Source organism: Micromonospora sp. C28ISP2-4, assembly GCF_030519385.1.
GTDB lineage: Bacteria > Actinomycetota > Actinomycetes > Mycobacteriales > Micromonosporaceae > Micromonospora > Micromonospora tulbaghiae.
In genome coordinates this window covers 569782-592329 of record NZ_JAUMKG010000002.1, presented here as the reverse complement: position 1 = coordinate 592329, position 22548 = coordinate 569782, and the positions used below count along the sequence as shown (strand labels likewise).

Below are 22548 nucleotides of genomic sequence, written 5' to 3'. Positions count from 1 at the left end.
CGGGTCAGTCGACCCGCAGGCGGTACCCCCGCTTGACCACCGTCTGCACCACGCGGGGCGCCTTCAGCCCCGCCCGCAGGCGGGCGACGGCCATCTCCACCGCGTGCTCGTCGGCGCCACGCGGCAGCGTACGCAGCAACGCGGTGCGGGAGAGCACCTTCCCGGGCGACGCGGCCAGCGCCCGCAGCACAGCCATCGGCGCCGGCGCCAGCTGACGCAGCTCCCCGTCCACCACCGCGGCGTGCCCGCGCAGCGTCAGCACGTGCCCGGCTGCCTTCACCGAGACCGTGCGCCGGGGCAGCTCCTCGACGATGGTGCGCACCAGCGCGCCCAGCCGGGCCCGGCTCGGCGCGCTCACCGGCACCCCGCGCCGCACCAGCGGCTCGGCGGTGACGGTGCCGACGCACCCGGCCAGCACGTCACCGCGCAACGCCTCCAGCACCGTCTCGGTACGGTCCCCGGCCGCCCGCAGCAGGGCCTCGGCCGCCGGTGCCGAGGTGAACGTGACCGCGTCGACGAGCCGCCCGGCCACCAGGTCGATGAGCCGGTGCAGCGGTGCCGGGTCGGCCGGCGGCGCCCACCGGTACACCGGCACCTCGATCACCGTGGCGCCGGCCGCCACCAGCGCGTCGGCGCACTCGGGCTGCCGCTCGCCGTGCAGTTGCATCGCCACCACCTGGCCGGCCACCCCGCGCCGGACCAGGTGCTCGACCACCTCGTCGCAGCTCTCCGACTCCGGTGACCAGTGCTCGCGCAGACCGGCGGCCCGGATCGCGCCGGTCGCCTTCGGGCCCCGGGACACCACGTACGCTCCGGCGAGCGTGGTGCGCAGCGGCTCGGCCAGCCCCCAGCCCTCGGCCGCCTCCAGCCAGCCGCGCATGCCGATGCCGGTGTTGGCCATGAGCACGTCCGGCGGGTGTTCCAGGCAGGCCCGGGTGGCCTCACGCAGGTCGGTGTCGTCGGCCAGCGGGACGATCCGCAGCGCCGGGGCGAGCACCACCCGCGCCCCGCGCCGCTGGAGCAGCGCGGCGAGTTCGTCGCGCCGCCGGTCGGCGGTGACGCCGATGGTGAAGCCGGCCAGCTCGTCCCGCATCATTCCTCCTGCCGTAACCGCACCTCGACCAGGCCGTCCCGGCAGCGCACCGGGTGCCGGCGCAGCGTCACGCCCGGTAGGTCCAGGCACCGCCCCGTGGTGAGGTCGTAGACCTGCTTGTGCAGCGGCGAGGCGAGCGTCGGCACGCCGCCCCGACTGCCGACCAGGCCCCGGGACATGACGTACGCGCCGCCGACCGGGTCGAGGTTGTCCACCGCGTACAGGCCGTTCGCGGTGCGGAAGACCGCCACCTGTACGCCGTCGACGAGCGCGGCCACGCCCCGGTCGGGGTCGAGGCGGTCCAGCGGGCAGACCGGAGTCCAGTCCAGCGTGACGACGGGGCTCATCGGCGTACCTCCGGCAGGCCCAGCACGACGGGCTGGCGGCGGTGTCCGCCGTCCGGGGGCGCGCCCCGGGCCGGCACCGGCTGGCCCCGCTCCTGGGTGAACGTGATGGACGGGTCGGGCACGTCGGGCGCGTTGACGAAGGAGGTGAAGCGGCGCAGCCGGTCCGGGTCCTCCAGGACGTCGCGCCACTCGTCGGAGTAGCTCGCGACGTGCCGGGCCATCGCCGCGTCGAGATCGGCGCAGAGCCCGAGCGAGTCGTCCACGAGCACCGACCGGAGGTGGTCCAGGCCGCCGTCCATGGCCTCGATCCAGGCCGCGGTGCGCTGCAACCGGTCGGCGGTGCGGATGTAGTACATGAGGAACCGGTCGATCAGGGTCACCAGTTCCGCGGTGCTCAGGTCGGTGGCGAACAGGTCGGCGTGCCGGGGCCGGAAACCGCCGTTGCCGCCGACGTAAAGGTTCCAGCCGGTCTCGGTGGCGATGACGCCGAAGTCCTTGCTCCGGGCCTCGGCGCACTCCCGGGCGCAGCCGGAGACCGCCGACTTGAGCTTGTGCGGCGCGCGCAGACCCCGGTAGCGCAGCTCCAGCGCGACGGCGAGCCCGACCGAGTCCTGGACGCCGTAGCGGCACCAGGTGTCGCCCACGCACGACTTCACCGTGCGCAGCGCCTTGCCGTACGCGTGGCCGGACTCGAAGCCCGCGTTGACGAGCCGGCGCCAGATCTGCGGCAACTGGTCGACCCGCGCGCCGAACAGGTCGATCCGCTGCCCGCCGGTGATCTTCGTGTACAGCCGGAAGTCGCGCGCCACCTCACCGATCACGATCAGCTTCTCCGGGGTGATCTCCCCTCCGGGAATCCGGGGCACCACCGAGTAGCTGCCGTCGCGTTGCAGGTTGGCCAGGAAGTGGTCGTTGGTGTCCTGCAGCGACGCCTGCTCGCCGTCGAGCACGTGCCCGGTGCCGAGCGAGGCCAGGATCGAGGCCACCACCGGCTTGCAGATGTCGCATCCGCTCCCGCGCCCGTGCTCGGCGACGAGCCGGGAGAACGTGCTGATGCCCCGCACCCGGATCAGGTCGAACAGCTCCTGCCGGCTGTGGTCGAAGTGCTCGCACAACGCCGTCGGCTGGCGTACCCCGGCGGCGTCCAGCAGCTGCTTGAGCATCGGCACGCAGGAGCCGCAGCTCGTACCGGCCCGGGTGCACGCCTTCAACGCCGGCACGTCGGTCGCCCCGCCGGCGATGGCCGCGTCCAGGTCGGCCCGGGTCACCGCGTTGCAGGAGCAGACCTGCGCGGTGGCGGGCAACGTGCCCGCACCGGCGCCCGCGCCGCCGGCCGGCGCCAGCAACGCCAGCGGGGGAGCGGGCAGCGGCCCGCCGACACTGGCCCGCAACGCCGGGTACGCGCTCGCGTCCCCGACCAGCACACCGCCGAGCAGCGTCCGCGCGTCGTCGGAGAGGACCAGCTTCGCGTACGACCGGGTGGCCGGGTCGGTGAACGTCACGTCGAGGCAGCCCGGGGTGACGCCGTGCGCGTCACCGAACGAGGCCACGTCCACGCCCAGCAGCTTGAGCTTCGTCGCGGTGTCCGCGCCGGGGAACGTCGCCGCGCCGCCGAGCAGCCGGTCCGCCACCACCTCGGCGGTGGCGTACCCGGGCGCGACGAGTCCGTGGCAGACCCCGTCCACCGCCGCGCACTCGCCCACCGCCCAGATCCGCTCGTCCGCGGTCCGGCAGGCCGAGTCCACCAGCACGCCGCCGCGCGGGCCCAGCGGCAGCCCGGCCGCCCGGGCCAGCTCGTCGCGCGGCCGGATCCCGGCGGCCACCACCACCAGGTCGGCGTCGACCGTGCGCCCGTCGGCCAGGTCGAGCGCGGTCACAGTGCCGTCCGGCCCGGGACGCAGCGCCGTGGTGGCCACCCCGAGGTACGGCGTGACGCCCAGCTCCTCGACGTACCGCCGGAGCATCGCGCCGCCCGCCTCGTCCACCTGCACCGGCATCAGCCGGGGCGCGAACTCGACCACGCTCGTGGCGAGCCCGAGCAGCCGCAGCGCGTTCGCCGCCTCCAGCCCGAGCAGCCCGCCACCGATCACCGCGCCGGTACGGCGGCCCCGGGCGTGCTCCCGGATCGCGGTCAGGTCGTCCAGCGTCCGGTAGACGAAGACGCCGGGCAGGTCCGTGCCGTCGACCGGCGGCACGAACGCGTACGACCCGGTGGCCAGCACCAGCGCGTCGTACGGGTACTCACCGGCCGCCGTGGTCACCACCCGCCGTGCCCGGTCGACGCCGGTGGCCGGCTCGCCCAGGCGCAGGTCCACTCCGGCGTCGGCGGTGTGCAGGTTCAGCTCGCCGGCGTCCACCCCGTCGAAGACGGCCGAGAGCCGCACCCGGTCGTACGCCGGACGCCGCTCCTCGGCGAGCACCGTGACCCGCCACCGCCCGTCGGTGTCCCGGGCCCGCAGCGCCTCGACGAAGCGCTGCCCCACCATGCCGTTGCCGACGACGACCAGCCTGCTGATTCGCTCGGTCATGACGCCACCTCCACCGTCTCGCGTACCTCGTCGGTTGTGGACGGATCCGCCTCGGCGAGCCAGGCGGCGATGCCGGCCACCGCGTCCCGGCAGCTGCCGCAGCCGGTGGCGGCCCGGGTCGCCGCGGACAGCGCCGCCGCCGTCCGGGCGCCCGCCCGCCAGCACGCCACCAGCGCGCCCTTGCTCACGTCGTTGCACCGGCACACGGTCGCGGCGTCCGGCATCAGCGCCGGTGACGCGGCCGGCTCGGCCGGGGTCTCGCCGAACGCCCGGCCGAGCAGCAGCGAACGCCGATCCGCCGGCACCGGCGCGCCCCTGTCGAACAGCTGCACGACGGTGCCGACCGCCGGGTTGTCGCCGAGCAGGATCGCGCCGGTCAGCCGCTCGTCCCGGATGCGCAGCCGGGCGTAGGTGCCCCGGGCCGGGTCGGCGAAGGTCAGCTCCTCGACCGGGCCGCCCGGTTCGCCGGTCCCCGCCACGTCGCCCATCGCCGCCAGGTCGATGCCGGCGGCCTTGAGCCGGGTCACCGCGGGCCGGGGCCGGTAGCGGGCCAGCGGGTCCGCTCCGGTCAGCACGTCGGCCACCACCCGGGCCTGCGCCCAGGCCGGTGCGACAAGCCCGGTCAGCGTCCCGTCGTGCTGCGCGCAGTCGCCGATCGCCCAGATCCGCCGATCGCTCGTCCGCATCCGGTCGTCCACCACCACGCCCCGCTCGACGTCGAGCCCGGCCGCCGCGGCGAGCGCGGTGTCGGGGCGTACCCCGCAGCAGAGCACCAGCAGGTCGGCGGCGAGCCTCTCGTCGTCGCCCAGGTGCAGGCGGACGCCGTCGGCGTCGGCGGTCACGGCGGTCGCCGGCACCCCGAGCCGAGACCGGACGCCCAGGCCGGCGAGCGTGCCCGCGAGGACCGCGCCGGCCGGTGGGTCTAGCTGGCGTTCCATCAGGTGCCCGACCGGGTGGACCACTGTCACGTCGAGCCCCCGGGCAGCCAGCCCTCGGGCCGCCTCCAGACCCAGCAGCCCGCCGCCGAGCACGATCACGCGCCGCGCGCCCTCGGCGACGGCGAGGATCCGGCGGCAGTCGCCGAGCGTGCGGAACGGGACGACCCGCTCGGGCAGTGGGGCGAGGCCCGGCAGCGGCGGCACCACGGCCCGGCTGCCGGTGGCGAGCACCAGGTGGTCGTACCCGTGCCGCTCGCCGTCGTCGGTGATTACCTCGCGGGCGGCCCGGTCCACGGCGGTGACCGCCGCGCCGGTGCGGACCTCGACCTCCGGCCCTACTGCTTCGACCAGCTCCAGGTCCGGCTCGCCGATGCGTCCGGCGAGCAGCGTGGAGAGCATGATCCGGTTGTACGCGCGGTGCGGCTCCGCCCCGAGCACTGTGATCCGCCGGTCCCCGGCGCGTGCGTGCAGCTCGGCGGCGAGCCGGGCGCCGGCCATGCCGTAGCCGACGACGACTATGCGTTCGTTCATGCCGGCTCCACCCGGACCGCGCAGATCTTGAACTCGGGCATCCCGGAGACCGGGTCGAGGGCGTCGTTGGTGACCGAGTTGGCGCGTTGCTCGCCCGGCCAGTGGAACGGCGCGAAGACGGTGTCCGGCCGGATCGCCGTGCTGAGCCGGGCCGGTGCGCGCAGCTCACCCCGGCGGGAGACCACCCGCACCGGCTCGCCGTCGGTCACGCCGATCCGTGCCGCCAGGTCCGGGTGCAGCTCGACGAAGCCGCCCGGTGCGGCCCGGCGCAACGCGGCCACGCGTCTGGTCTGCGCGCCGGACTGGTACTGCGCGAGCACCCGGCCGGTGGTGAAGTGCAGTGGGTAGTCGGCGCACACCGGCTCGGCGGCCGGCCGGTGGGTCACGGCGTGGAACCAGGCCCGGCCGTCCGGGGTGGGGAAGCGGTCCGCGAACAGCCGCGGCGTGTCCGGGCCGTCCCGGTCCGGGCAGGGCCAGAACACGCCGGTGTCGGTGTCGATCCGGTCCCAGGTGATCCCGGCGTAGTCGGCCGGCCCGCCGGCCGAGGCCCGGCCCAGCTCCGCGAACACCTCGCGCGGATCGGCCGGCAAGGGTGTCCCGCCGCCGCTCAGCCGTTCCGCGAGCGCGGCGAGGATCTCCAGCTCGGTACGCACTCCGGCCGGTGGCTCGCGCAGCGCCCGGCGGCGCAGCACCCGGCCCTCCAGATTGGTCATCGTCCCGTCCTCCTCGGCCCACTGGGCGACCGGCAGCACCACGTCGGCCAGCTCGGCCGTCTCGGAGCGGACGAAGTCCGCCACCACGAGCAGGTCCAGGGCGCGCAGCCGGGACTCGACCCGCGCGGCGCGGGGCGCGGACACGACCGGGTTGGAGCCGAACACCAGCAGCGCCCGCGCGCCGGACGGCGTGCCGAGCGCGTCGAGGAGCTGGTACGCCGGAACCCCCGGCCCGGGCAGCGTGTGCGGGTCGACGCCCCACACCCCGGCGACGTGCTCGCGGGCCGCCGGGTCGTCGATACGCCGGTAGCCGGGGAGCTGGTCGGCCTTCTGCCCGTGCTCCCGGCCGCCCTGCCCGTTGCCCTGCCCGGTCAGGCAGCCGTAGCCGGAGCCGGGGCGGCCGGGCAGCCCCAGGGCGAGCGCCAGGTTGATGAAGGCGGTGACCGTGTCGACGCCCTTGGCGTGCTGCTCGGCGCCCCGCGCGGTGAGGACGACAGCACGGTCCACGGTGGCCAGCGCGCGGGCTGTCGCGTACAGGTCGGCCACCGGCACGCCGGAGAGCCGTTCCACCTCGGCCGGCCAGTAGCCGGCCACCGTCCGCCGGACCTCGTCGAAGCCGGTGGTCCGCTCCGCCACGTACGGCCGGTCCAGCCAGCCCTCGGTGAGCGCGATGTGCAGCAGCGCGTTCGCCACCGCGAGGTCGGTGCCGGGCAGGGGTTGCAGGTGCAGGTCGGCCTGGCGGGCGGTGGCGGTGGCGCGGGGGTCGACAACGATCAGCCGGCCGCCGCGTTCCCGCAGGTCGGCGACGTGTCGCATCAGCGGCGGCATGGTCTCGGCCGGGTTCGCGCCGACCAGCAGCAGCGTGTCCGCGCGGCCCAGGTCGGTGAGCGGGAACGGCAGTCCACGGTCGATCCCGAACGCCCGGTTCCCGGCCGCGGCGGCCGACGACATGCACCAGCGCCCGTTGTAGTCGATGTGCCGGGTCCGCAGCGTCACCCGGGCGAAGCGGCCGAGCGCGTAGGCCTTCTCGTTGGTGAGTCCGCCGCCGCCGAAGACGGCCACCGCGTCCGGCCCGTGGCGGTGCTGCACGTCCTGCACCCCGGCGGCGACGCGGTCCAGCGCCTCGTCCCAGGTGGCCGGCCGCAGCTCGCCGCCGGGCCGGTCGCGCAGCATCGGGGTGGTGAGCCGGTCCGGGTGGTCGAGCAGGTCGGCGGCGGTCCAGCCCTTCTGGCACAGCCCGCCCCGGTTGGTGGGGAAGTCGCGGGCGCCGATCTCGACACCGTCGCCGGTGGCGCGCAGCACCATGCCGCACTGCAGGGCGCAGTACGGGCAGTGCGTGGCGGCCTCGTCGGGGCGTGACCCCGGTCGCGTCGCCGTGCGTGCACCGTCTGTCATGTCGGAAAAGCGTGCCCTCGGGCGGTTTCCGGTCCGGGTCTGCTCTGTTTCGGTCCTGTCACGAGCGCTTCACACCGCACGTAGGTGACGTCGTCCTCCGCCGGGTTTACAATGTGGGAAACCTGTCTCAGATAACGGGAGGTCCGGATGGGCGTGGCGGACGCGTTCGACGCGGTGGCCGGCAGCTACGACCAGGCCCGACGCCGCCTCGTGCCCTGCTTCGACGCCTTCTACGGCACCGCCGTCGAGGTGGCCGCGCCGCCACTGCGCGCCGCGCTCGCCGCCGGGCGTACCCCCGAGGTGCTGGACCTCGGCGCGGGCACCGGCCTGCTCTCCCTGCTGCTGACCGCGGCCGTCCCGGGGGTCCGCCTGACGCTCGTCGACGGCGCTCCCGGCATGCTCGCGGTGGCCGCCGGGCACCTGGACGCCCGCGGCGTGCCGCACCGCACCGTCCACGCCGACCTGGCCGACCCGCTGCCCGCCGGCCGGTACGACGCGGTGGTGTCCGCGCTGGCCATCCACCACCTCGACGACTCCGGCAAGCGGGCGCTGTACCGGCGGGCCGCCGACGCGCTGGTCCCCGGCGGGGTGTTCGTCAACGCCGAGCAGGTGGCCGGGCCGACCCCGGCGCTCGACCGCCGCTACGACGAGGTGTGGACGGCGCGGATCACCGAGCTGGGCTCCGACGCCGAGGAGATCGCCGCCGCCCGGGAGCGGATGCGGCACGACCGGCCGGCGCCGGTGGCCGAGCAGTGCCGGTGGCTGGCCGAGGCGGGTCTGGTCGACGTGGACTGCTTCTTCAAGGAATGGCGTTTCGCGGTCTTCGGCGGTCAGCGGCCGGACGGATCGGCGAGGTGATTCTCGAGCCGCTCGGCGAAACGGGGTGCGCCGGCCTTCCGTAGGTGGGCGATCAATTCGACCGCGTCCTTGTCCTCGGCGACCAGGCTGCGCCGGTAGTAGTCGATCTGCCGCGCCAATGTCCGCAGAACCAGGGGCATCGAACGGTCGGCCACCCAGTTGAGGAACTCGTCGCCGGTGCGGACCGACAGCGATTCCCGCACACATTCCGGAGGAAAGGCGCGTCGGTCGTCGGTCACCAGGATGTCGGCGCGGCCATGGACGGCGGCGGCCAGGACGTGCCGGTCGTCCGGGTCCGGCGGGCACGGGACGTCGTTCGGTGAATAGCCGGTGACAAGGCCGTACGGGAACGCCTGGACGAAACGGCGTCGCTGTCCGCCGATCGCCTGCTCGGAATGCTCGGGCCGCTTGCGGCGCAGGCGATACATCCACTCCGCCAGGACGTCCTCGCTGTAGCGAAGATCGAAGACGGCGCAGTCGCCTTCGAGCGCGAGAAGACTGATCCAGTCGCGAAGGGTCCTGGAATAGAGAACGTTCGCGTCCAGGAACACCAGTGGGGCGCCGGGGATCACAGTGGACACCCTACCCAGCGCCTCCTGGTCCGACCCGGAACTACACGTCGTCGGTGAAACCCAGCGCGTCGGACTCCCACATCAGGGCCTCGTACGACTTCCGACGCTCTTCCATCTGCCGTTGCCGGAATGCGAGGACGTCGCGGAGGAAGAGGCGCCGGTGGCTGCCGACCCGGTGGGAGGGGATCGAATCGTTCTCCAGAAGGCGGACGAGTGTGGGGCGGGACATGCCGAGCAGCTTCGCCGCCTCGGTCGTCGTCAGTTCGCGGGAGATGGCGCTGATCGCGACGCCGTCGCCGCGGGCCAGCATCGCCGAGATCTGATGGAGAACGTCGAACATCCGGGCCGGCACCTCGACCTCTTCGCCGTCCGCCGAGACGAGGCGGGCCACGCCCTGGCCCGCGTCGAGGGGATGCCGCACGAGGAACTCCTCCATGGCGGCCGCCTTCTGACGCTCCGCTCCCTCGGTGGGCATTACCGAGGTGGCCATGCCGGTGCTGAGGCTCATGACGGCTCCCTGTGGCAGATGCGGCCTGCGTCGTCCTGACCGTTCGGACCTGTCCATCGTCGCGTCCAAGTGCAATATCCGCAACTGCCTTCGGTTGTTTCACCTGGTGGTGTCCTAATCCCCGGTCGGCGGGAACGAAGATGACTGGTGGTCATACCGATGGGTAGTCTTCCCGGCATGACCGCCAAGGTGACGCTGTCGTTCTCCGACGAGACGATCGAGGAGGCGCGCCGGTTCGCCAAGCGGGAAGGGCTCTCCCTCTCCGCCTGGATGGACCAGGCCGCCCGGGAGAAGGCGCTGCGCGAGGTCTTCACCGCGCACGCCGACGCGGTCGGCCGGGCCGGTCTGGACCTGGAGGCCGCCGCCCTGGCCGACGCCGAGGAATCCGCGCTCGTCGACGACGCCCTGTTCGGCGGGCGTCCGCGTGCTGCGTAGGGGCGAGGTCTGGCGCATCTCCGGCGCCCGGGAACGGCTCGGCCTGGTGATCAGCTCCGACGTCTACAACGCCACGGCGGTGCCGATCGTGATCGTGGCCGAGGTGGTCGAGGAGTCGCTGCTGCGCGACTCGCCGCTCGCCGTCCGGATGGGCGCGTACGTGGTGATGCCCGACCGGATCTCCTCACCGATGAAGAAGTGGTTCGCCGAGTGCGTGGACGTGGCGGACACCGAGACCATGCAGCGGGTCGGGCGGGCGCTGCGGATCCTCCAGGAGCTGTGACCGCCTCACCGGCGCCGTCCGGCGGACGTGCGATCTCCGTTGCCGCGCCGACGCGCGCGGGGCACGCCGGGGAAACCACCGGCTGAGAGCGTCGCCTCGTCATCGACGAGGAGGAGTGGCCCGTGAGCACGCTCGTTTCCGCACCGACCCCGCCGCCCGCCACCACGGCCGGCCGGCTCACCGAATGGCGGCCGGAGGATCCGGCGTTCTGGGCCGCCGGGGGCGCCCGGATCGCCCGGCGCAACCTGTACGTCTCGATCTTCGCCGAGCACGTGGGCTTCTCCGTGTGGAGCCTCTGGTCGGTGACGGTGCTGTTCCTGGGCCCCGAGTACGGCATCGACCCGGCCGGCAAGTTCCTGCTCACCGCCGTACCGGCCGCGCTGGGGGCGGTGCTGCGGCTGCCGTACACGCTGGCGGTGGCCCGCTTCGGCGGCCGGAACTGGACCATCGTGAGTGCCCTGCTGCTGCTCGTGCCGGCGGTGCCGATGGCCGTGCTGATCGAACCCGGGGTGTCGTACGCCACGCTGATGGTGCTGGCCTGCCTGTCCGGCGTCGGCGGCGGCAACTTCGCCTCGTCGATGGCGAACATCAACCTGTTCTTCCCGGAGCGGCTCAAGGGCCGGGCGCTGGGGCTCAACGCCGGCGGGGGCAACCTGGGCGTACCGGCTGTGCAACTGGTGGGGCTGGCGGTGCTGGCGACCGCCGGTGCCGCGTACCCCCGGCTCGTGCCGGCGGTCTACCTGCCGCTGATCGTGCTGGCCGCGCTCGCGGCGGCCCGGTGGCTGGACAACGTGCCGGGGGCGCGTAACGAGCCGGGCGCGCTGCGCGCGGCGGCCCGCGACCCGCACACCTGGGTGATGTCGGTGCTCTACGTGGGCACGTTCGGCTCGTTCATCGGCTTCGGGTTCGCCTTCGGCCAGGTGCTCCAGCTCCAGTTCCACGACCGGTTCCCGACGCCGGTCGACGCGGCCTGGCTGACCTTCCTCGGCCCGCTGATCGGCTCGCTGATCCGGCCGGTGGGCGGCCAGCTCGCCGACCGGCTGGGCGGGGCGCGCGTCACGTTCTGGAACTTCGTGGCGATGGCCGCCGGCGCCGGGCTGGTGCTGTACGCGGCCCGGGAGCGGTCGTTCCCGCTCTACCTGGCCGGGTTCCTGGCGCTGTTCGTCTTCTCCGGCATCGGCAACGGCTCGACGTACAAGATGATCCCGGCGATCTTCCGGGCCCGGGCCGTCGCGGAGAGCGAGCTGACCGGCGACCCGGAGGCGGCGCAGCGGCGGGCCCGGCGCCTGTCCGGGGCGGTGATCGGGATCGCCGGCGCGGTCGGGGCCTCGGGCGGGGTACTGGTGAACGTGGCGTTCCGGCAGTCGTTCCTGACCTCCGGCACCGCCGACGCCGCCTACCTGGCCTTCATCGGCTGGTACGCGCTCTGCTTCCTGGTGACCTGGGTGGTCTACCTGCGTCCCGGGCCGCGTAGGCTGGTCGGCGTGTGACCTGCACCATGGCGAACCCGCAGGCCACGCGCGGCGCGACCCCGTTTTGACCTGCCGCCGGGCGGCCGGGTATCGTTGCCTGCTGTTGTACGACATTCTTAGGCGTGCCGCATCAGGTACGCTTGGTCGTTCGTGCGCGCTGGTCCGGCTGGGTACTCCTGGTCACCTCGGCGCGCGACCCCAGACCGACGACGAGACAAGGTAGACCTGTGCGTACGTACAGCCCGAAGCCGGGTGAGATCGAGCGTCAGTGGCACGTCATCGACGCCTCTGATGTCGTGCTGGGCCGCCTGGCGACCCACGCCGCCACGCTCCTGCGTGGCAAGCACAAGCCGACTTTCGCGCCGCACGTCGACACGGGCGACTTCGTCGTCATCGTGAACGCGGGCAAGGTCGCGCTGACCGGCAACAAGCGTCAGACCAAGGTCGCTTACCGCCACTCCGGTTACCCGGGTGGTCTGAAGCGGGTCGGCTACGACGAGCTGCTGACCAAGCGGCCCGAGCGGGCCATCGAGCTGGCCGTGAAGGGCATGCTCCCGCACAACAAGCTGGGCCGTCAGCTCCTCAAGAAGCTGAAGGTCTACGCCGGTGCCGAGCACCCGCACACCGCGCAGCAGCCGGTGCCGTTCGAGATCAAGCAGATCGCGCAGTGAGCGCGGGCGAAGGAAGCAGCATGACCGACATCACCGCCACCGAGGTCGCCCCCGAGGCCACCGAGGCGCCGGCGCCCGTCGCGCGCGCGCCCCGTGGTGACCGCCCGATCCAGACCGTGGGTCGGCGCAAGGAAGCCATCGTCCGGGTCCGGATCGTGCCGGGCACCGGCAAGATCACCTGCAACGGCCGCGACCTCGAGGCCTACTTCCCGAGCAAGGTGCACCAGCAGCTCATCAAGGACCCGCTGGTCACCGCCGAGAAGCCCGAGGCGTTCGACGTGATCGCCAACCTGCGTGGCGGCGGCACCACCGGCCAGGCCGGCGCGCTGCGGCTCGCCATCGCCCGGGCGCTGATCGTCAGCGAGCCCGACGACCGCCCGGCCCTGAAGAAGGCCGGCTTCCTGACCCGTGACGCCCGGGTCAAGGAGAGCAAGAAGTACGGCCTCAAGAAGGCCCGTAAGGCTCCCCAGTACTCGAAGCGCTGATCATCACAAGCGTCTTGTACTTCTGACGGACGGCCGGTTCGCCTCCCCTTCCCGGGAGGCGGGCCGGCCGTTCCGCGTTTCTCCTCTCATCGGCAGTTCCACGGAGGTTGGCGGGTATGGGCCGGTTGTTCGGCACGGACGGCGTACGCGGGCGGGCGAACGCGGATCTCACCCCGGAGTTGGCGCTGGCGGTCGCGGTGGCCGCGGCCCACACGCTGGCCGAGACCGACAAGAGCCATCCGCCGCTCGCGGTGGTCGGCCGGGACACCCGGGCCAGCGGCGAGATGCTGGAGGCGGCGGTGGTCGCCGGGCTCACCAGCGCCGGCGCCAACGTGGTCCGGGTGGGCGTGCTGCCCACCCCGGCGGTGGCGTTCCTCACCGCCGAGATCAAGGCCGACCTGGGCGTGATGCTCTCCGCCTCGCACAACCCGATGCCGGACAACGGCATCAAGCTCTTCGCCGCCGGCGGGCACAAGCTGCCCGACGAGATCGAGATGCGGATCGAGGAGGCGGTGAAGGCGAACGCCACCACCGCCTGGAAGCGCCCGGTCGGCGCCGGCGTGGGCCGCGTCAACGACCTGCTCGACGGCGCCGACCACTACGTGCAGCACCTGGTCGGCACCGTGCCGCACCGCCTCGACGGGATCAAGGTCGTCGTCGACTGCGCCAACGGCGCGGCGGCCGACGTCGCACCGGTCGCCTACCGGGAGGCCGGCGCCGAGGTGATCGCCATCCACGCCGAGCCGGACGGGCTCAACATCAACGACGAGTGCGGCTCCAACCACATCGACGCGCTGCGCGCCGCAGTGGTCGAGCACGGCGCCCACCTCGGCATCGCCCACGACGGCGACGCCGACCGCTGCGTCGCGGTCACCGCCGACGGCGACGAGGTCGACGGCGACCAGGTCATGGCGATCCTCGCGCTGGCCATGCGGGACGCCGGCGAGCTGACCCAGGACACCCTGGTCGCCACCGTGATGAGCAACCTCGGTCTCCGGCTGGCCATGTCCGAGCACGGCATCCGGCTGGTCGAGACCAAGGTCGGCGACCGGTACGTGCTGGAGGAGCTGCGCGCCTCCGGCCTGGCGCTCGGCGGCGAGCAGAGCGGGCACATCGTGCTGCCCGCGTACGCCACCACCGGCGACGGCGTGCTGACCGGCCTGCACCTGATGGCGCGGATGGCCGCCACCGGCACCTCGCTGGCCGAGCTGGCCGCCGTGGTCACCAAGCTGCCCCAGGTGCTGATCAACGTGCCGGTCGGGGACCGTACCGTCGGCGCCGCCGCACCCGCCGTCCGGGCCGAGGTCGAGCGCGCGGAAGCGGAGCTGGGCGAGACCGGCCGGGTGCTGCTGCGCCCCTCCGGCACCGAGCCGCTGGTGCGGGTCATGGTCGAGGCGGCCACCGAGACCACCGCGCGCGAGGTCGCCGAGCGCATCGCCGAGCAGGTCCGCACCGCAAGCCCGGTCGCCTGACGCCACACCGGAGTCGCCTGAGCCACGCCGCCCGCCGGGGTCTTTCTCGGCGGGCGGTTCAGTTCGCGCGCAGGCGACGCAGCCGGGTGACCGCCTCGGCCAGCACCTTCTGGCGCTTGCAGAACGCGAACCGGACCAGCCGGCGACCGGCCTCCACGTCGTCGTAGAACACCTGCGTCGGCACCGCCACCACGCCGCAGCGCTCGGGCAGCGCCCGGCAGAACTCCACCCCGTCCCGGCCGCCGAGCGGCGTGACGTCGGCGGTGACGAAGTAGGTGCCCTCCGGCGCGAGCACGCCGAACCCGGCGTCGGCCAGCCCGGCGGCGAGTTGGTCCCGCCGCCGTTGCATGTCGTCCCGGAACCCGGCGAAGTACGCGTCCGGCAGCCCGAGCGCCACCGCCACCGCCGGTTGCAGCGGCCCCGCGTTGACGAACGTCAGGAACTGCTTCACCCGCAGCACCGCCGCCACCAGCGGCGCCGGCCCGCTCACCCAGCCCACCTTCCAGCCGGTGCAGGAGAACGTCTTCCCGGCCGACGAGATGCGCAGCGTCCGCTCCCGCATCCCGGGCAGCGTGGCCAGCGGCACGTGCGGCGCGGCGGCGTCGGTGAACACCAGGTGCTCGTAGACCTCGTCGGTGACCGCGTACACGTCGTGTTCCCGGCACAGCCCGGCGACCACTGCCAGCTCGTCGGCGGTGAAGACCTTGCCGGTCGGGTTGTGCGGCGAGTTCAGCAGCACCATCCGGGTACGCGGCCCGAACGCGGCGCGCAGCTCGGCCGGGTCGAACGCGTACCGGCCGTCGGGGCCGGGCCGCAGCGTCACCGGGCGGCGGACCGCCCCGGCCAGCGCGATCGAGGCGGCGTACGAGTCGTAGTACGGCTCGAAGCAGATCACCTCGTCACCTGGCTCGCAGAGCGCGAGGATGCTCGCCGCGACCGCCTCGGTGGCACCGGCCGTCACCACGACCTCGCCGTCCGGGTCGTACTCCAGGCCCCAGAACCGGTGCTGGTGCTCGGCGACGGCGGCGCGCAGCGCGGGGATGCCCGGGCCGGGCGGGTACTGGTTGTGGCCGGTACGCAGCGCCTCGGCGGCGGCGGCGAGCATCTCCGGCGGGCCGTCGGTGTCCGGGAAGCCCTGCCCGAGGTTGACCGCGCCGGTGCGCACGGCCAGCGCGGACATCTCGGCGAAGACGGTGGTGCCGAACGGCCGCATCCGGGCCACCAGGGGATCGGTCGTCGTCACGGCGGCCAGCCTACGGCCCGCCGCCGACTGCTCACCAGCCGAAGCAGGTCGCGCCGTACTCGCCCGAGTCCTTGGACACGACCTTGCCGTTGACGGTGATCCGGCAGGTCACCTCGCCGGACTCGACGGGGGTGGCGATGATCTGCACCCGCTCGCGGTCGTTCGCGGTGAAGCGCAGCCGCCAGGGCGTGTCCACGGCGCCGGGCTGGTGGAAGTTCGCGTCCGCGTCGTAGAACTGCACCTCCGCCTCGCCGTCGGAGGCGGTGACCTCGTACAGGACGGTGAACTTGCCGGGCCCGCCGGACGGGGTGGTGGCCGGTCTGGCCGGGGGACGGCTGGGCTCGTCGGCCCACCCGTCGGGCTCGCCGTAGATCGGCTCGTCGTACCGCTCGCCGGAGGCTGTTCCCTCGGTCATGGACCGGCCGAGGAAGGACAGCCCGAGGCAGCCGCAGACGATGAGCGCGAGGACGGTGACGATGCCGATCACCAGGCCGATCGCCCAGCCGCCGCCGCTGCGGCGCGGCGGCATGCCCGGATACGCGTACGGCGGCGGGTAGGGACCGGGCGGATAGGCGCCGGGTTGGTAGGGCCCGGGCGGGTAGGCGCCCGGTGTCCAGGCCGGCTGTGCCGGGAAGTCGGCGACGCCGGGCTGGGACGACCACCCGGGCGTGCCGGGGACCTGCGGGTCGCCCGGAGCCGGTGGGACCGGCGGGCGCGGTGTGGCGGCCGGGTCGGCCGGAGCCGCCCACCCCGGTTCGCCCACCGGCCGGCCCGTGCCGCTCGGGGACGTGGCCGGGGCGGTTCCGGACGCGCTCTCCGGACCGGGTGCGGCCCAGGGGCTCGGAGCCGGGGGTGGCGACCAGGGCGCGGGTGGCGTCCACGGCTGCGGTGCGGCCAACGGGTCCGGCGGCGTCCAGGTGGAGGGCGGCGGCGTGGCCGGTGCGGCGGTCGGGTCGCTTGGTCCGGAGGCCGGTTCGGGGGCGGGCGTCGTCTCGGACATCGGCTCAGCTCACAGGGGTACGGCGCGGACGACCGCGGAACGGTGGGCCCGGGGGACGGTGCCCGGCCTCAATCTAGGTGGTGGCGGCCAGCCGTGCGGTCCCGGCCGGCGGTCCGCGCGCCGCGTCCCGTATTCGGCCCGGACGGGTGGAACGGCCTGGATGGTGCTTTGTCCGGTAATGGCAACCCTGGCGTTCGGTTCGCTCAAATTCAGTGATCGTTAACCGGCTTTCCGAGCACGCGCGATGAGCGAAACTCAGTTAGGCTGCGGACCATGTGTGGAATCGTGGGTTACGCCGGTGCGCGCCCGGCGCTCGGCATCGTGCTTGACGGACTGCGGCGTCTCGAATACCGCGGCTACGACTCGGCCGGTGTCGCCGTGGTCTGCGAGGACGAGCTGCTGACCGAGAAGAAAGCCGGCAAGCTCGCGAACCTGGAGAAGGTCCTCTCCGAGCGGGCGGCGGACAACCCCGAGGACTGCGCCGCCAGCCCGATCGGCATCGGTGACGGCACCACCGGCATCGGCCACACCCGGTGGGCCACGCACGGCGGCCCGACCGACCGCAACGCCCACCCGCACCTCTCCCCGGACGGCCGCGTCGCGGTGATCCACAACGGCATCATCGAGAACTTCGCGAAGCTCCGCACCGAGCTGGAGGACGAGGGCGTCGAGTTCGCCAGCGACACCGACACCGAGTGCGCCGCGCACCTGATCGCCCGCGCGCTGGCCGACCTGCGCGCGGCCGGTGAGACCGACAGCCCACAGCTCCTGGCCGCCGCCATGCGCGTGGTCTGCGCGCGCCTGGAGGGCGCGTTCACGCTGCTCGCCGTCGACGCCGGCATCCCCGGCGCGGTGGTCGGCGCCCGGCGCAACTCGCCGCTGGTGGTCGGCCGGGGCGACGGCGAGAACTACCTGGCCAGCGACGTCGCCGCGTTCATCGAGCACACCCGGGACGCGGTCGAGCTGGGGCAGGACCAGATCGTGCTGATCACCCCGGACACCATCGACATCACCGACTTCGACGGTCAGCCGGCCAGCGGCAAGGACTTCCACATCGACTGGGACTCGTCGGCCGCCGAGAAGGGTGGCTACGACTGGTTCATGCTCAAGGAGATCGAGGAGCAGCCGCAGGCCATCGCCGACACGCTGCTCGGCCGGCTCACCGAGAGCGGCGAGATCGCCCTCGACGAGGTCCGCCTCAGCGAGCAGGACCTGCGCGACGTCGACAAGATCTTCATCGTCGCCTGCGGCACCTCGTACCACGCCGGCCTGGTCGCCAAGTACGCGATCGAGCACTGGACCCGCATCCCCTGCGAGGTGGAGCTGGCGAGCGAGTTCCGCTACCGCGACCCGGTGCTGGACCGGTCCACGCTGATCGTGGTGATCTCGCAGTCCGGCGAGACGATGGACACGCTGATGGCGCTGCGCCACGCCAAGGACCAGAAGGCCCGCGTGCTGGCGATCTGCAACACCAACGGCTCCACCATCCCGCGCGAGTCCGATGCCGTGCTCTACACCCACGGCGGCCCGGAGATCGCCGTCGCCTCCACCAAGGCGTTCCTCACCCAGGTTGTGGCGTGCTACCTGATCGGTCTGCACCTGGCCCAGGTGCGCGGCATCAAGTTCGCCGACGAGGTGGGCGCCGTGGTGGCCCAGCTCCAGGAGATGCCCGCCAAGCTGCGCGAGCTGCTGGACCGGATCGAGCCGGTCCGCGAGCTGGGGCGTGAGCTGAAGTCCGAGCCGACAGTGCTGTTCATCGGCCGGCACGTGGGCTACCCGGTGGCGCTCGAAGGCGCGCTGAAGCTCAAGGAGCTGGCGTACATGCACGCCGAGGGCTTCGCCGCGGGCGAGCTGAAGCACGGCCCGATCTCGCTGATCGACAAGGGCACGCCGGTCATCTGCATCGTGCCGTCGCCGGTCGGCCGGGGCATGCTGCACGACAAGGTCGTCTCCAACATCCAGGAGGTACGCGCCCGCGGCGCCCGCACCATCGTGATCGCCGAGGAGGGCGACCAGGCGGTGGTCCGCTACGCCGACCACCTGATCTACGTCCCGCGCACGCCGACGCTGCTGGCGCCGCTGGTGACCACCGTGCCGTTGCAGGTGCTGGCCGCCGAGATCGCCGCCGCCCGCGGGCACGACGTCGACCAGCCCCGGAACCTGGCCAAGTCGGTCACTGTCGAGTAGCGGCCTCGTCCACTGTCCCTCCGCCCGTCCACCGGGCGGGGGGACCGCGCCGTCTCCGGCCCGCCTCGCGGGCGGTCGCCGGGTCGCCTCGGGCGGTCGCCGAGTCGCCTCGGCGGTCGCCGGAAGCGCGCCGCCGGATCACCGGCCCAGCACGATCCGGGCCATGCCGTCCAGCGCCGGGTTGTCCGGATCCCAGTAGCCGGTGTGGCCGTGCGGAGCGCTCGGAAAGCGCCGGCCGCCGAAGCCCGGCGCGCTCGGGTCGGCGCCGAACCAGAGCCGCTCGCCGTGCCCGTCGAGCACGGCGAGCGCCGGACCGAGCGGCGTACCGGCCAGCAGCGCGCGGCGGGCCAGCTCGTCCGGCGGGCGGGCCAGCCGGATCACGTCGTCCGGCGCGGTCGACGACCAGACCTGGCCGGCGGGCATCCGCAGGTCGGTGGCGTGATCGACGCCGACGCCGGGCGAACCGACGAACACCAGCGCGTCGGCGCCCAACCCGTGGTCGCGGGCGGCGGCGCCGACCACGAGCGAGCCGTAGCTGTGCCCGAGCACCGTCTGCCGGGCCGGCGGGCCCTCGTGCGCGGCCCGCAGCCCTTCCTGGAACCGGTGCAGCGCCGGGCCGGCGTCCTCGGCCTGCCGGGTGCCCGCCGCCTCGGTGAGGAAGTCGGGCGCGTCGTAGTCCAGCCAGAGCACCGCCGCCGCCTCCTCGCCCGGTCCGAGCGCCGCGCAGCGCTGCAACACCCGGGCCGCCCGGCCCAGTTCGGCCGGCGCGTCGGCGAGATCCGAGGTCATGCCCGGGACGTAGGTGAGCACCGAGGCGGCGCGGTCCGGGTTGCCGAGCGCCACCACCGCGCGGCCGTCGCCGGCCGGATCAAGCCCCAGCAGGTACGCCCGCGGTGCCCCGCCCGCGGCCAGCCGCTCGGTGAGCCCGTCCAGCCCGCGCAGCGCCGCCTCGACAGCGGCGAGCCGGACCCGCCGGGACGCCTCCAGCGGCCCGGCCGGAAGCGGGTGCAGCAGCGCGAGCCGCCGCACGAGCAAATGCTCCCGCCGATCGCCGAGCAGCAGCCGGTTCGCCTGGTCCCGGGTGGCGGCCGGAAGCCCGTCGAGACGCCCGATCCGGCCCGGTTCCCGCCCCACCAGCCAGCGCCGCTCGGCCGCGCTCAGACCGGCCCACCAGCGGCTCACCTCGGCCGGCCCGGCACCGGGTCCGGGCCGCCACGCGGGCGGGACGCTGACCCAGCCGCGTACCGCGGCGGTGGTCAGTTCCGCCAGCCGGCCGGCCGTCTCCCGGTCGGCGGCGCCGGCGAGCGTCAGCGCGCCCCGGATCCCGGCTCGCGCGTGGACCACGGCCGGCCCGGCCTGCGCCACCCGGGCCGGGCCGGGCCGGACCGCGCCGGTGCGGTCGACGAGCAGGCCGCCGGACTCGGCGCGGGCCACCTCGGCACCGAGCCGCGCCTTCGCCGCGTTCAGCCGGGCACCGAACTCGGCGAGCACCTGGTCGACCTCGACCAGGGCGGGAAGCACGTCGGTGAGGCCGGTGCGCAGTTCGCCGATCCGCCGCTGCGCCGCCGCCGAGGCCACGCCCGACCACCCGGGGCGGAGCGCGCCGATCCGGGCGGTCAGCGCGTCGGCGCGCTGCCGTACCGGCCCGGCGAGGTTCCGCCACGCCGTCCCGGCGGCGGACCAGGCACCCGGGTCGGCCCGCCAGAGCTGCGCGTAGCCGACCGGAGCGTTTGCCGCGTCGGCGGGACCGCGCTTCACCGGAGCACCCCGGTGAGGCGGCGGGCGGCGCGTTCGTCGACCGCCTCGTAGCCCTCCGCCCCGCTGCGCAACGCCTGAGCGGTGTCGGCCACCCGGGCGCCGAGCGCGCCGGACCAGCGCCGCACCGCCGCCTCCAGCTCGGCCAGCGCGGCAGCGGACCGCCAGCCGTCCGGCGGCGCCACCAGCAACGACTCCGGTGCCGCGCCCGGCCCGCGGGCCAGCCGGTACGCGTCGTCGGCCAGCTCGCGCGCCACCGTGCGCAGCAGCTCCGGGTCGACGTCGAACGGTCTCTCCACCACGTGACCTCCCTCGTCCGCGCCACGGCCGGCTCCGGACACCGGGACGCTAGGCGGCACCAGACGGTGGCCGCCGACCCCTGTGGACAACGCTCCGGGTTATCCACAGGGCCGGTTCGCCAGCCGGTCTCCGGCGCGTACCGCCGGTAGGGTGACGCAGTGATCGGGGGAGTTGCGGGCGGAAGCTGAGCCGGCGCGACGAGCGGGGCGGGGTGGCATGAGACAGGTGTGGCGGGTCGCGGACGTTCGCGCGGCGGAGGCGGGCCTGATGGCCACCCTTCCGGCCGGCGCGCTCATGCAGCGGGCCGCGGCCGGGCTGGCCCGCCGCTGCGCGTTGCTGCTGGCCGACCGGGGCGGTGTCTACGGCGCCCGGGTGCTGCTGCTCGTCGGGTCCGGCGACAACGGCGGCGACGCCCTCCTCGCGGGCGCGCACCTGGCCCGCCGGGGCGCTGCGGTGACCGCGCTGCTCCTCACGCCCGGCCGGGCGCACGCCGAGGGCCTGGCCGCCCTGCGCGCCACCGGCGGGCGCGTGGCCGACCGGCCGCCCGCGGTGGTCGACCTGGTGCTCGACGGCATCGTGGGCATCGGCGGCACCGGTGGGTTGCGCGAGACGGCCGAGCAACTGGCCGCGAGCCTGACCGGGCAGCACGGGCGCGACGGCACGCCCGCCACGGTGGTCGCGGTGGACGTGCCGAGCGGCGTCGCTGTCGACACCGGCCACGTCCCGCTCACCGACGCCGGGCGGCCCCGGGCGGTCCGCGCCGACGTGACTGTGGCCTTCGGCGCGCTCAAGCCGGCACTGGTCGTCGGCCCGGCCGCCGAGCTGGCCGGCGAGGTCGAGCTGGTCGACATCGGGCTTACGCCGTGGCTGCGCGGCACGCCGGCGCTCCAGGTGATCGAGCAGGCGGACGTGGTCGACTGGTGGCCGGCGCTGGGCGCGTCGTCGGAGAAGTACTCCCGGGGCGTGGTCGGTGTGGCCACCGGCTCGGCCACCTACCCGGGCGCCGCGGTGCTCTCGGTCGCCGGGGCGCTCGCCGGTCCCACCGGCCTGGTCCGCTACGCCGGGAGCGCCAAGGGCGAGGTGCTGCACCAGCACCCGTCGGTGATCGCCACCGGCCGGGTCGCCGACGCCGGCCGGGTGCAGGCGTGGGTCTGCGGCTCCGGGCTGGGCACCGGTGAGGACTCCGCCGCCGAGCTGCGCGCGGTGCTCGCCGCGCCGGTGCCGGTGGTGCTCGACGCGGACGCGCTGACGCTGCTCGTCGACGGCAAGCTGGCCGACCGGCTGCGCGGCCGGGACGCGCCGATCGTGGTGACGCCGCACGACCGGGAGTACGCCCGGCTCTGCGGCGAGATGCCGGGGGAGGACCGGGTCGCCGCCGCGCTGCGGCTGGCCGCCTGGATGAACGCGGTGGTGCTGCTCAAGGGCGACCGCACGGTCATCGGCACGCCCGACGGGCGCGCGTACGTGAACCCGACCGGCACCCCGGTGCTCGCCACCGGCGGCACCGGCGACGTGCTGGCCGGGTTGCTCGGTTCGCTGCTCGCCGCCGGGCTGGCCCCGGAACGGGCGGCCGCCGCGGCGGCGTACCTGCACGGGCTGGCCGGCCGGGAGGCGGCGCGCGGCGGTCCGGTGACCGCGCCCGACGTGGCCGTCGCGTTGCGTCCGGTATTGGCCCGGCTGGGCTGATCCGGGCGGCGACGACCGGTGGTGACGGGCACCGCCCGCACGGCTCACGGCTCTGATGATCACTGACGGAAGTAGG

20 protein-coding genes are annotated in these 22548 nt (G+C 74.4%); 9 read left to right on the top strand and 11 right to left on the bottom strand.

All coding sequences use genetic code 11. The features are described 5' to 3' along the window. Positions 1-4: 4 nt before the first annotated feature. From Q3W68_RS11495 to Q3W68_RS11475, 5 genes are read right to left on the bottom strand one after another with little or no spacing between them, the layout of a single operon-like run. Positions 5-1093 (bottom strand): uroporphyrinogen-III synthase, encoded by a 1089-nt coding sequence (locus Q3W68_RS11495; protein WP_302905415.1) that lies wholly within the window; start codon positions 1091-1093, stop codon positions 5-7. Further along, positions 1093-1440, bottom strand: coding sequence for a nitrite reductase small subunit NirD (gene nirD / locus Q3W68_RS11490; RefSeq protein ID WP_013288584.1), 348 nt, complete (start codon positions 1438-1440; stop codon positions 1093-1095). Before nirD ends, Q3W68_RS11495 begins: the two co-directional genes overlap by 1 nt. Next, complete coding sequence (nirB, locus tag Q3W68_RS11485) at positions 1437-3968, bottom strand: nitrite reductase large subunit NirB (RefSeq protein WP_302905414.1); 2532 nt, start codon at positions 3966-3968, stop codon at positions 1437-1439. Before nirB ends, nirD begins: the two co-directional genes overlap by 4 nt. After that, positions 3965-5437, bottom strand: coding sequence for an FAD-dependent oxidoreductase (locus Q3W68_RS11480; protein ID WP_302905413.1), 1473 nt, complete (start codon positions 5435-5437; stop codon positions 3965-3967). The genes nirB and Q3W68_RS11480 overlap by 4 nt, the downstream gene beginning before the upstream one ends. Beyond that, entirely contained in the window at positions 5434-7545 is a 2112-nt protein-coding gene (locus Q3W68_RS11475; RefSeq protein WP_302905412.1) for a molybdopterin oxidoreductase family protein, read from the bottom strand. Before Q3W68_RS11475 ends, Q3W68_RS11480 begins: the two co-directional genes overlap by 4 nt. A gap of 147 nt (positions 7546-7692) precedes the next feature. On the opposite strand from Q3W68_RS11475, the gene Q3W68_RS11470 reads away from it, so the two are divergent. Beyond that, the gene (locus Q3W68_RS11470; RefSeq protein ID WP_302905411.1) at positions 7693-8403 is read left to right on the top strand and encodes a class I SAM-dependent methyltransferase; all 711 of its coding nucleotides are present in this window, start codon (positions 7693-7695) and stop codon (positions 8401-8403) included. Here Q3W68_RS11470 and Q3W68_RS11465 read toward each other — a convergent pair. Then, positions 8376-8975 carry a PIN domain-containing protein gene (locus tag Q3W68_RS11465; RefSeq protein ID WP_302905410.1) on the bottom strand — a complete coding sequence of 200 codons (600 nt, stop codon included), beginning with the start codon at positions 8973-8975 and terminating at the stop codon, positions 8376-8378. The two genes, Q3W68_RS11470 and Q3W68_RS11465, sit on opposite strands and share 28 nt — an antisense overlap. Positions 8976-9015: 40 nt before the next feature. Then, complete coding sequence (locus Q3W68_RS11460; RefSeq protein WP_302905409.1) at positions 9016-9483, bottom strand: excisionase family DNA-binding protein; 468 nt, start codon at positions 9481-9483, stop codon at positions 9016-9018. Positions 9484-9660: 177 nt separating this feature from the next. Here Q3W68_RS11460 and Q3W68_RS11455 point away from each other — a divergent pair, with 177 nt between their 5' ends. The 6 genes from Q3W68_RS11455 (at position 9661) to glmM (ending at position 14301) form a co-directional block, all read left to right on the top strand. Then, positions 9661-9918, top strand: a complete 258-nt coding sequence (locus Q3W68_RS11455) for a DUF6364 family protein (RefSeq protein ID WP_302905408.1) — start codon at positions 9661-9663, stop codon at positions 9916-9918. Then, positions 9908-10201 carry a type II toxin-antitoxin system PemK/MazF family toxin gene (locus Q3W68_RS11450; RefSeq protein ID WP_302905407.1) on the top strand — a complete coding sequence of 98 codons (294 nt, stop codon included), beginning with the start codon at positions 9908-9910 and terminating at the stop codon, positions 10199-10201. Before Q3W68_RS11455 ends, Q3W68_RS11450 begins: the two co-directional genes overlap by 11 nt. A 122-nt stretch (positions 10202-10323) precedes the next feature. After that, positions 10324-11691, top strand: coding sequence for an MFS transporter (locus Q3W68_RS11445; RefSeq protein ID WP_302905406.1), 1368 nt, complete (start codon positions 10324-10326; stop codon positions 11689-11691). 209 nt (positions 11692-11900) lie between these two features. Continuing rightward, complete coding sequence (gene rplM / locus Q3W68_RS11440) at positions 11901-12344, top strand: 50S ribosomal protein L13 (RefSeq protein ID WP_013288574.1); 444 nt, start codon at positions 11901-11903, stop codon at positions 12342-12344. 20 nt (positions 12345-12364) lie between these two features. Then, the gene (rpsI, locus tag Q3W68_RS11435) at positions 12365-12829 is read left to right on the top strand and encodes a 30S ribosomal protein S9 (protein WP_018784602.1); all 465 of its coding nucleotides are present in this window, start codon (positions 12365-12367) and stop codon (positions 12827-12829) included. 116 nt (positions 12830-12945) lie between these two features. Continuing rightward, complete coding sequence (gene glmM / locus Q3W68_RS11430; protein ID WP_302905405.1) at positions 12946-14301, top strand: phosphoglucosamine mutase; 1356 nt, start codon at positions 12946-12948, stop codon at positions 14299-14301. Positions 14302-14359: 58 nt separating this feature from the next. On the opposite strand, the gene Q3W68_RS11425 is transcribed toward glmM, so the two are convergent. Together Q3W68_RS11425 and Q3W68_RS11420 are read right to left on the bottom strand one after the other, a co-directional pair. Next, a complete protein-coding gene (locus tag Q3W68_RS11425) occupies positions 14360-15544 on the bottom strand; it encodes a pyridoxal phosphate-dependent aminotransferase (RefSeq protein ID WP_302905404.1) in 1185 nt (394 codons plus the stop codon). 31 nt (positions 15545-15575) lie between these two features. Next, positions 15576-16544: an MmpS family transport accessory protein gene (locus Q3W68_RS11420; RefSeq protein ID WP_302905403.1), complete on the bottom strand. Its 969-nt coding sequence runs from the start codon at positions 16542-16544 to the stop codon at positions 15576-15578. A 273-nt stretch (positions 16545-16817) separates the two neighbouring features. Between Q3W68_RS11420 and glmS the strand changes: the two genes are divergently transcribed. After that, entirely contained in the window at positions 16818-18731 is a 1914-nt protein-coding gene (gene glmS / locus Q3W68_RS11415) for a glutamine--fructose-6-phosphate transaminase (isomerizing) (RefSeq protein ID WP_302905402.1), read from the top strand. A 138-nt stretch (positions 18732-18869) separates the two neighbouring features. Here glmS and Q3W68_RS11410 read toward each other — a convergent pair whose 3' ends face one another. Continuing rightward, entirely contained in the window at positions 18870-20489 is a 1620-nt protein-coding gene (locus tag Q3W68_RS11410) for an alpha/beta hydrolase (RefSeq protein WP_302905401.1), read from the bottom strand. Further along, positions 20486-20788 (bottom strand): type VII secretion target, encoded by a 303-nt coding sequence (locus Q3W68_RS11405; protein ID WP_302905400.1) that lies wholly within the window; start codon positions 20786-20788, stop codon positions 20486-20488. The genes Q3W68_RS11410 and Q3W68_RS11405 overlap by 4 nt, the downstream gene beginning before the upstream one ends. Positions 20789-21002: 214 nt before the next feature. Here Q3W68_RS11405 and Q3W68_RS11400 point away from each other — a divergent pair, with 214 nt between their 5' ends. Beyond that, on the top strand, positions 21003-22472 hold the full coding sequence (locus Q3W68_RS11400) for an NAD(P)H-hydrate dehydratase (protein WP_302905399.1): 1470 nt from the start codon (positions 21003-21005) through the stop codon (positions 22470-22472). Positions 22473-22548 lie beyond the last annotated feature (76 nt).

What these genes read in the sequence shown, in the direction of transcription:
- Q3W68_RS11480 (WP_302905413.1), bottom strand. Translation starts at nt 5,437, where the DNA reads ATGAACGAACGCATAGTCGTCGTCGGCTACGGCATGGCCGGCGCCCGG.
- glmM (WP_302905405.1), top strand. Translation starts at nt 12,946, where the DNA reads ATGGGCCGGTTGTTCGGCACGGACGGCGTACGCGGGCGGGCGAACGCG.
- Q3W68_RS11455 (WP_302905408.1), top strand. Translation starts at nt 9,661, where the DNA reads ATGACCGCCAAGGTGACGCTGTCGTTCTCCGACGAGACGATCGAGGAG.
- Q3W68_RS11400 (WP_302905399.1), top strand. Translation starts at nt 21,003, where the DNA reads ATGAGACAGGTGTGGCGGGTCGCGGACGTTCGCGCGGCGGAGGCGGGC.
- glmS (WP_302905402.1), top strand. Translation starts at nt 16,818, where the DNA reads ATGTGTGGAATCGTGGGTTACGCCGGTGCGCGCCCGGCGCTCGGCATC.
- Q3W68_RS11420 (WP_302905403.1), bottom strand. Translation starts at nt 16,544, where the DNA reads ATGTCCGAGACGACGCCCGCCCCCGAACCGGCCTCCGGACCAAGCGAC.
- nirD (WP_013288584.1), bottom strand. Translation starts at nt 1,440, where the DNA reads ATGAGCCCCGTCGTCACGCTGGACTGGACTCCGGTCTGCCCGCTGGAC.
- Q3W68_RS11495 (WP_302905415.1), bottom strand. Translation starts at nt 1,093, where the DNA reads ATGCGGGACGAGCTGGCCGGCTTCACCATCGGCGTCACCGCCGACCGG.
- nirB (WP_302905414.1), bottom strand. Translation starts at nt 3,968, where the DNA reads ATGACCGAGCGAATCAGCAGGCTGGTCGTCGTCGGCAACGGCATGGTG.
- Q3W68_RS11475 (WP_302905412.1), bottom strand. Translation starts at nt 7,545, where the DNA reads ATGACAGACGGTGCACGCACGGCGACGCGACCGGGGTCACGCCCCGAC.
- Q3W68_RS11470 (WP_302905411.1), top strand. Translation starts at nt 7,693, where the DNA reads ATGGGCGTGGCGGACGCGTTCGACGCGGTGGCCGGCAGCTACGACCAG.
- Q3W68_RS11460 (WP_302905409.1), bottom strand. Translation starts at nt 9,483, where the DNA reads ATGAGCCTCAGCACCGGCATGGCCACCTCGGTAATGCCCACCGAGGGA.
- rpsI (WP_018784602.1), top strand. Translation starts at nt 12,365, where the DNA reads ATGACCGACATCACCGCCACCGAGGTCGCCCCCGAGGCCACCGAGGCG.